We start from the raw sequence: 7,589 nt of genomic DNA on the forward strand, positions 1-7,589 counted from the left end.
GGGCTCGCTTGCTGGAAGGGGTGATCAGCGGCGGTCCTCCTTGAGGACGGCGAGCCGCTGCCGGTACTCGGCCTCGTCGATCTCTCCCCGGGCGTAGCGCTCGCCCAGGACGTCGACGCCGCCCGCACCGCCACGGGCCCACGGCGGGCCGTACCGCCGCGCGCGGCGGGCGACGAGGAACACGACGGTGGCGAAGAGCAGGAACCACAGGATCGGGAAGACGATCCACCAGCCCGGCCCGCCGCCGGCGGCGTACGGGTGCCCCATCTCGGCTGCGGAGGCGACCGCAGGGGCGGCGATCGCGGTGGCGGTGGTGAGCATCGAGGACTCCTCGTGACGGTGGGCCCGCCCGGTGCGAACCCGTCGCCACCACCGTCGCCCGGTGGGGTGCGCTCCGTCGTCAGCCCCTCGTACCGACCTGCGTCGTCCCGTCGTGCCGCCCGCGCGGGCCCGCGTGCCCGTGCGGGGCGCGGGTCAGCCGGTCCAGCCGGGGCGCACGACGCCGCCCTCGTACGCCGCGACGACGAGCTGCGCGCGGTCGCGGGCACCCAGCTTCGCCATCACCCGGGAGACGTGCGTCTTGACGGTCGACTCGGACAGGTAGAGGGCGCGCGCGATGTCGTCGTTGGACAGGCCGCCGGCCACCTCGACGAGCACCTCGCGCTCGCGGGCCGTGAGGTCGTCGAGGCCGGGCGGCGGCGGCACGTCGCGGGTGGCGTCGGCGACCCGGGCGAGCAGGCGACGGGTGACGCCGGGGGACAGCAGGGCATCGCCGGCCGCCGCCACGCGCACCGCGCGCACGAGGTCGGCGGGCTCCGTGTCCTTGACGAGGAAGCCGCTCGCGCCGCCGCGGATGGCCTCGGCCACGTACTCGTCCAGCTCGAACGTCGTCACGACCACCACGTGCACGCCGCCAGCACCCGGGTCGGCGACGATGCGCCGGGTCGCCTCCAGCCCGTCCGCCCCGGGCATCCGCACGTCCATGAGCACGACGTCGGGCCGCAGCTGCAGCGCGAGGCGCACGGCCTCGTCGCCGGTCGCGGCCTCGCCCACGACGGTCATGTCGGCCTCGGCGTCCAGCAGCGCGCGGAAGCCGCCGCGCACCAGCGCCTGGTCGTCGGCGAGCAGCACCCGGATCATGCGTCCTCCTGCGTGGTGTCAGACGTGCGTGGTGCCCGGGGACGCTGAGCGTCTGACAGGTCGGCGGGCAGCGGGATCGTCGCGGCGACGGCGAACCCGCGTGCGGCGGGCCCCGCGGCGAGCGCGCCGCCCGCGCCCTCGACCCGCTCGCGCATGCCTCGCAGGCCGTAGCCGGCGCCGTCACCGTCGTGCGCACCGACCGGGCCGCCGTCGTCGTCCACCGTGACGCGCAGCAGGTCGTCGTCGCGGGCGACGCGCACGACGACGGTCCGCGCCCGCGGCGCGTGCCGGCCCACGTTGGTGAGCGACTCCTGCACCACGCGGTACGCCACGCCCGCGACGTGCGCGGGGACGGCCCCCGGCGGCCGCAGCGCCGGGTCGACGTCGAAGCGCACGGCCACGCCGCGGGCCCGCAGCGGCTCCGCCAGGCGGGGGAGGGCGGCGAGGTCCCAGGTGGGCGTGCGCGGCTCGGGGGCGTCGGTCGGCGGGGTGACGCCGTCGCCCTCTCCGCGGACGACGCCGAGCACGGCGCGCACCTCGTCGAGCGCGTCGCGGCTCGTGGTCTTGATGGACGCGAGCGCGGAGCGCGCCTGGTCGACGTCGCGGTCCAGGAGGTGCAGGCCGACGCCCGCCTGCACGTTGATCGCGGACAGGGAGTGGGCGAGCACGTCGTGCAGCTCGCGAGCGATGCGGAGGCGCTCGGTGGCGACGGCGGTCCGCTCCCGGTCCGCGCGGGCGGCCCGCCAGGCGGCGGCCCGCGCCAGCCGTTCGCGGACGCCCGTGGCGACCAGCAGGGCGACGGCGGTCCAGGCGGCACCGCCGAGCAGGCCGCCGACGCGGGAGCCGTCGTCGCGCAGGGCGGCCGCGCCCACCACGACGCCCCACATCAGCAGCGCCCCCGACCAGGCGACGACCCGCGCCCGGGCGGGGGGCCCGGTGAGGAGCACCATGACCAGGACGCCGACCGTGCCGCCCAGCGCCGGCCCCCAGGCGTAGCCGAGCGCGAGGTACGTGCCGACGGCTCCGACCGCGAGCAGCACCGCGAGGACCGGCCGCCGGGGCAGCGTGAGGAGCACGACCGGCCCGACGAGCGCGAGCAGCAGCCCCAGCGCGTCGACGTCGCGCGCCCCGGGCTGCCAGTGCGACGCCCCGAACGTCCCGACCGTCACGACGACGGCCAGCGCCACCGCGAGGAACAGCCGAGGGCGCCACCGGTCGAGCGGGCCGCGGTCCATGCCCGGCACGCTACGCCGCGGCGCCCTCCCGCGCGTCCGCCCGGGGTGCCGTACCGGGTCGTCCCGGGGGACCATCCGCCCCCGGGCGGGCACCCACCCGGGGCGTCGCCGGCCGGTCCCGGGCGAGCAGCACGGCGCCGAGGACCAGGGCGATGCCGAGCACCGCCGCCGGCGTCAGGGCCTCGCCCAGCACGACGACCGCGAGGACGGCGGCCCCCACGGGCTCCAGCAGCGAGAGCAGCGCCGCCGACGTGGCGCCGACGCCGCGCTGCAGCCCGGCGTAGAACGCCAGGTAGCCGACGGCGGTCTGCACGAGGGCGAGGAAGGCGAGCGTCCACCACGCGGTGGCGTCGAGGGAGCCGAGGGCGAGGCCTGCACCGGCTGCGGGCAGCAGCGACACGAGCCCCGCCAGCGTGAACGACGTCCCGAGCAGCGGGGCCGGGCCCAGCCCTGGCAGCACGCGCCGGTTGACCACGGTCGTCGCCGCGAACGCGACGGCGGCCACGAGCGCGAGGGCGAGGCCCCACGCCAGGTCCCGGGTCGTGCCCGCGACGGGGTGCACGCCGCTGACGAGCGCGAGCCCGACGACGGACGTCGCGAGCGCCGCGAGCACCGTGACGCGCGGGAGCCGGCGCGCGCGGACGGCGGAGCGGGCCGTCACGACCAGCGGCGCCGCGCCCAGGGCGACCACGGTCGCGACGGCGACGCCCACGTGCGCGACGGACTGGAAGTAGGCGGCCCCGAAGACGGCGGTGAGCACGGCGGTGAGCGCCACGTGCCGCGCGGAGGCCCGGGTCCGGGGGACGCGCCGGAGCTGCCCGGTGGCCGCGGTGACCGCGAGCACGGCCAGGCCGCCGCCGAGCAGGCGCAGCGCGGAGACCGCGGTGGGTGGCATCGCGCTGTGGGCGCCGATCGTCGCGGCCGCGACCCCGCCCGTGCCCCAGAGCAGCGCGCCCGCCGCGACGAGGGCGGCGCCGGCTCGGGCCGGGACGTGCCCGCGTACGGGTCGGGGCGGGAGGGTCGACGTCAGCACCGGCCCATCGTGCGCAGGAGCGGTGCTGCAGATCAATCGAAGTTCGCCGAGGTCTGCCTTAAGATTTTCCGATGCACCACGGTTCTCCGATGCACCTGGACCCGCGCCGGCTGTCCACCCTCCTCGCCGTGCACCGGTACGGCGGCATCGTGGCCGCCGGCGAGGCGCTCGGCGTCTCCCCGTCGGCGGTCTCGCAGCAGGTGGCGCGCCTCGAGGCGGAGTCCGGGCAGCGGCTCGTGGACCGGCAGCCGGCGGGGGCCGTCCTCACGCCCGCCGGCCGGCTGGTCGTCGCGGCGGCGGAGCGCATCGAGGCCGAGCTCACCGACACGCGTCGGGCCCTCGCGGAGCTCGCGGGCGAGCCGAGCGGGACGGTCGTCGTCGGGGCGTCGCCCACCCTGGTCGGCGGCCTCCTCGCGCCCCTCGCCGGGCGGCTGGCGCGCACCGCCCCCGGTCTCGACGTCCACCTGTGCCAGACGGAGGGGGAGGCCGCGCAGCGGGACCTGCGCCGCGGCGACCTCGACCTGATCCTCACCGAGACCGAGAGCGCCATCGGGCGGACCACCCCCGCGGGGATGCGCGACGTGCCGGTCCTGGACGAGCCGTGGCTGGTCGTGCTGCCCGCCGACCGCCCCGCGCCCGAGCGGCTGACCGACCTGCGGCACGCCACCTGGCTCGGGGCGGAACCGGGGCACGCCGCCGACCGCGCGGTGCAGCGCGCGCACGCCGCCTCGGGGGCGACGACGCCGCTGACGCACCGGTACGACGACTACGCGGTCGCCCTCGCGCTGGTCGCCGCCGACCTCGGCGTCGCCGTCGTCCCGGCGCTCGCGGCGGGGGACCTCCTGCCCGACGCCGTGCAGGTCGTCGCGCTGCCGGGGCTGGGGACGCGACAGATCGTCGCCCGGCACCGCACGACCGGCGGCGCGCCCGGGCCGGCGACCCTCGCCGTGCTCGACCAGGTGGTCGCCGCGGGCAGGTCCGTCGCGGCGGCCGTGACGGACGTCCGAGGGTAGCCGCCCGGGTGTCGGGGCCCGGCGCTACCGTCGTCGCGTGGTCACCGACCGAGCCGCGGGCGCGCCCGTACGGCTGACGCGAGACCAGGCCCGCCGCATCGCGGTGCGAGCCCAGCTGCTCGACGCCCACCGCCCGGACGACCTCCTCGCGACGGTCGACCACCTGATGGTGCTCCCGGTCGACCCGACCGCGGTCGTCGCACCCGCCGTCGACCTCGTGCCGTGGTCGAGGCTCGGCCGCGCGACGTGGCCCGGCGCCGTCGAGGACGCGCTCGCCGACCGGATGCTCTTCCGCCTCGGCGGCACGGTGCGGCCGACGGAGGACCTGCCGCTGTACCTCGAGCAGATGCGCCGGTGGCCGTTCGGGGACTGGCGCTCGAGCTGGTTCCACGACAACGCGCCGTTCCTCGACGACGTCCTGCGCCTGCTCGAGGCCGAGGGGCCGCTCGTCGCCCGCGACGTCCCGGACACCAGCGTGCGGCCCTGGCGCTCCTCCGGCTGGACCGGGCACCGCAACGTCACGCAGATGCTGGAGTTCGCGAGCCTGCACGGCGACGTCGCCGTCTGCGGGCGGAGGGGCCGCGACCGGCTGTGGGACCTGGCCGAGCGCGTGTACCCGGACGTCGAGCAGCTGCCGCGCCCGGAGGCGGCGCGCGCACGGGTCGCGCGCCGCGTGCGGGCGCGGGGGATCACTCAGGCCCGGCTGCCCGGTCTGCCGGGGGACGAGGACTACGTGGACCTGGCGGGCACGCCGGCCACGGTGGAGGGCACCGAGCGGACGTGGCTCGTGGACCCGGCGGCCCTCGACGCCGTCGACCAGCCGTTCGAGGGGCGCACCGCGGTGCTCTCGCCGTTCGACGCCCTCGTGCACGACCGCGTCCGGCTGCTGGAGGTCTTCGACTTCGACTACGTGCTCGAGATGTACAAGCCGCGCGACCGGCGCCGCTGGGGCTACTTCGCGCTGCCCGTGCTGCACGGGGACCGGTTCGTCGGCAAGGTCGACGCCACCGCCGACCGGGAGGCGGGCGTGCTCCGGGTGGACGCGATCCACGAGGATCTGCCGTTCGACCCCGACGTGTCGCAGGCGGTGCGTGCCGAGCTCGCGGACCTCGCCGCGTGGCTCGGGCTCGACGACGTCTCCCTCTGACCACTCCCTCCGACCGGTCCCCCGGATCGGGGCCGCACCGTCCGGCCGGCCCGGGCGGATGAGAGTCCTCTCATCGACGTCTCACCGCGGTCACGCGCGCGACCGCTCGGATGGCGACGTGCCGACCAGCCCCGCCCCGACCAGCCCCGCCCCGACCCGGCCCGCGGACCACCGCGCCTGGCTCGACCTGCTCACCGGTGACGAGGCGGAGGGCGTCCTGGGCGCGGCGCTCGCGGCCGACGGCGCCACGCTCGAGTCGTGGTCGGTGCGGCAGGTGCACGCGCGCCCCGGGGCCGAGGTGACCGTGGCGTACGACGTCGTGGCGGGGCGCGAGGTCGGCGGCCGCACGATCCGCGGGCCGGAGCACCTGTTCGCGACGAGCGCCCGCGCGTCCGCGTTCCGCCGCGCCCGCGGCGACCACCGGGACCGTACCGACGGTGCCGACCGTGCCGACCGTGCCGACCGGGACGGCGGCCTCGGCCCCGGCGTCGTGCGCCTCGACGACGGCGGGCGCTCGGTGCACGTGTGGCGCCACCCGCACGACCCGGCACTGCCCGGTCTGGCGGCGGGCAGCACGCCCGACCGGGTCGCGGAGCGGCTGCGGGCGGCGGGCGCCCACGCCCCGCTGCTGTCCCTGGAGACGGTCACGTACCGGCCGCTGCGCCGGGCCGTGCTGCGGGCGCGCACCGCCGACGGCGCCGCGTACGTCAAGGTCGTGCGTCCGGCGCGCGTCGACGATCTCGTGCGGCGGCACGCGCTCTTCGCCGCGCGTCCGGGCGGCGTGGCCGCGCCGCGGGTCCGGTACTGGTCCGCCGACGGCGTCGTCCTGCTCGACGAGGTGCCGGGGGAGTCCGTCGCGGAGCTCGTCGCGCGCACGCCTGCCGCCGACCAGCCCGCGTGCGTCGACCCGGCGGAGCTGCTGCGGGTCGCGACCTCGCTGCCGCGCGCAGGCCTCGCCCTGCCGCGCCGCCCGGCCTGGGCCGACCGGTCGGCCCACTACCTCGGCGCGCTCGCCATCGTGCACGGGGTCGACGCCGCCCGGCTCGCCGCGCTGCGCGAGGCGATCGGCACCGTCGTCGCCGCGGGCGACCCCGGCCCGCTCGTGGTGACGCACGGCGACCTGCACGCCGCCAACCTGCTGCTGGAGCCCGTCGTCGGCGCCGGGGACCACCCGCGCGTCGGAGCCGTGCTCGACGTCGACACGCTCGGCCCGGGGCACCTCGTCGACGACCTGGCGTGCGCCGTCGCCCACCTGGCGGTGCTGCCCTCGCTCGACCCGGCCGCGTACGCGGGCGTGGGCGGGCTGGTGGACCGCTGCCTCGACGTCTTCGGCCGCGCGGTGGAGCCGACCCTGCTCCGCGCCCGGGCGGCGTCCGTCGTCGTCTCGCTCGCCGCGGGTGCCGAGGACGCGGCGGCCGCCGGGGCGCTCCTCGACGTCGCCGAGCGCCTCGCCACGGACGCGGCCGCAGTCTGAGAACCCTCTCATCCACGCCTCCCGGCCCTCTCACGGTGGCCTCGGAGGCTGGGAACCAGTCGGCGGGAGAAGCCCGCCGGGAACCACGCACCACCCGCACCGACGAAGGAGCAGCACCATGAAGGCACGCAGCGCATGGATCGTCACCGGCGCGCTGGGCGCGGTCGGCCTGGGGGCCGGCGTCGCCGCGGCCCAGGGCACGTTCGACCGCACGCCGAGCGACGCGGTCGTGGCCGACGCCGTCCAGGTGGGCGACGACGGGGCCTCGTCGACGGCGTCGGCCACGGCGTCGTCCGCGAGCCCGTCGCCCGCGGCGGTGCAGAACGGCACGTCCATCACCACCGTGACGGCGGGCTCGGTCGCCACGCCGACGACGACGCCCACGACGCAGACCGCGAACACGGCGCCGTCCACCCAGACCGCGCAGACCGCTCAGACGGCCCCGACCGCGCAGACCGCGGCGTCCCCGGTCAGCCCGGTGACCCCGCAGTCGGCGAAGACCGCCCCGACGGCGGCCTCCACGGACTGACCCCCCGGCAACGCATCG

Annotated in this window: 8 protein-coding genes; 4 read left to right on the forward strand and 4 right to left on the reverse strand. The window is 78.1% G+C overall.

Annotated features, from left to right (window positions below; all coding sequences use genetic code 11):
* Positions 1-24: 24 nt before the first annotated feature.
* The 4 genes from ACFWEK_RS16305 to ACFWEK_RS16320 all read right to left on the reverse strand — a co-directional run bounded on the left by ACFWEK_RS16305 (position 25) and on the right by ACFWEK_RS16320 (position 3,408).
* Positions 25-321: an SHOCT domain-containing protein gene (locus tag ACFWEK_RS16305; RefSeq protein WP_430548480.1), complete on the reverse strand. Its 297-nt coding sequence runs from the start codon at positions 319-321 to the stop codon at positions 25-27.
* Positions 322-474: 153 nt separating this feature from the next.
* On the reverse strand, positions 475-1,140 hold the full coding sequence (locus ACFWEK_RS16310; protein ID WP_430548481.1) for a response regulator: 666 nt from the start codon (positions 1,138-1,140) through the stop codon (positions 475-477).
* Positions 1,137-2,375 (reverse strand): sensor histidine kinase, encoded by a 1,239-nt coding sequence (locus ACFWEK_RS16315; protein ID WP_430554708.1) that lies wholly within the window; start codon positions 2,373-2,375, stop codon positions 1,137-1,139. The genes ACFWEK_RS16310 and ACFWEK_RS16315 overlap by 4 nt, the downstream gene beginning before the upstream one ends.
* Positions 2,376-2,385: 10 nt before the next feature.
* Positions 2,386-3,408 carry a DMT family transporter gene (locus tag ACFWEK_RS16320; protein WP_430554709.1) on the reverse strand — a complete coding sequence of 341 codons (1,023 nt, stop codon included), beginning with the start codon at positions 3,406-3,408 and terminating at the stop codon, positions 2,386-2,388.
* A 71-nt stretch (positions 3,409-3,479) separates the two neighbouring features.
* On the opposite strand from ACFWEK_RS16320, the gene ACFWEK_RS16325 reads away from it, so the two are divergent.
* The 4 genes from ACFWEK_RS16325 to ACFWEK_RS16340 all read left to right on the forward strand — a co-directional run bounded on the left by ACFWEK_RS16325 (position 3,480) and on the right by ACFWEK_RS16340 (position 7,571).
* Positions 3,480-4,421, forward strand: a complete 942-nt coding sequence (locus ACFWEK_RS16325; protein ID WP_430548484.1) for a LysR family transcriptional regulator — start codon at positions 3,480-3,482, stop codon at positions 4,419-4,421.
* A gap of 37 nt (positions 4,422-4,458) precedes the next feature.
* A complete protein-coding gene (locus tag ACFWEK_RS16330) occupies positions 4,459-5,568 on the forward strand; it encodes a DNA glycosylase AlkZ-like family protein (RefSeq protein WP_430554710.1) in 1,110 nt (369 codons plus the stop codon).
* Between the two features lie 118 nt (positions 5,569-5,686).
* The gene (locus ACFWEK_RS16335) at positions 5,687-7,042 is read left to right on the forward strand and encodes a phosphotransferase (RefSeq protein WP_430554711.1); all 1,356 of its coding nucleotides are present in this window, start codon (positions 5,687-5,689) and stop codon (positions 7,040-7,042) included.
* Positions 7,043-7,160: 118 nt separating this feature from the next.
* Positions 7,161-7,571, forward strand: a complete 411-nt coding sequence (locus ACFWEK_RS16340) for a hypothetical protein (RefSeq protein WP_430554712.1) — start codon at positions 7,161-7,163, stop codon at positions 7,569-7,571.
* Positions 7,572-7,589 lie beyond the last annotated feature (18 nt).

The organism is Isoptericola sp. NPDC060257, assembly GCF_042726645.1.
Lineage (GTDB): Bacteria > Actinomycetota > Actinomycetes > Actinomycetales > Cellulomonadaceae > Isoptericola > Isoptericola nanjingensis.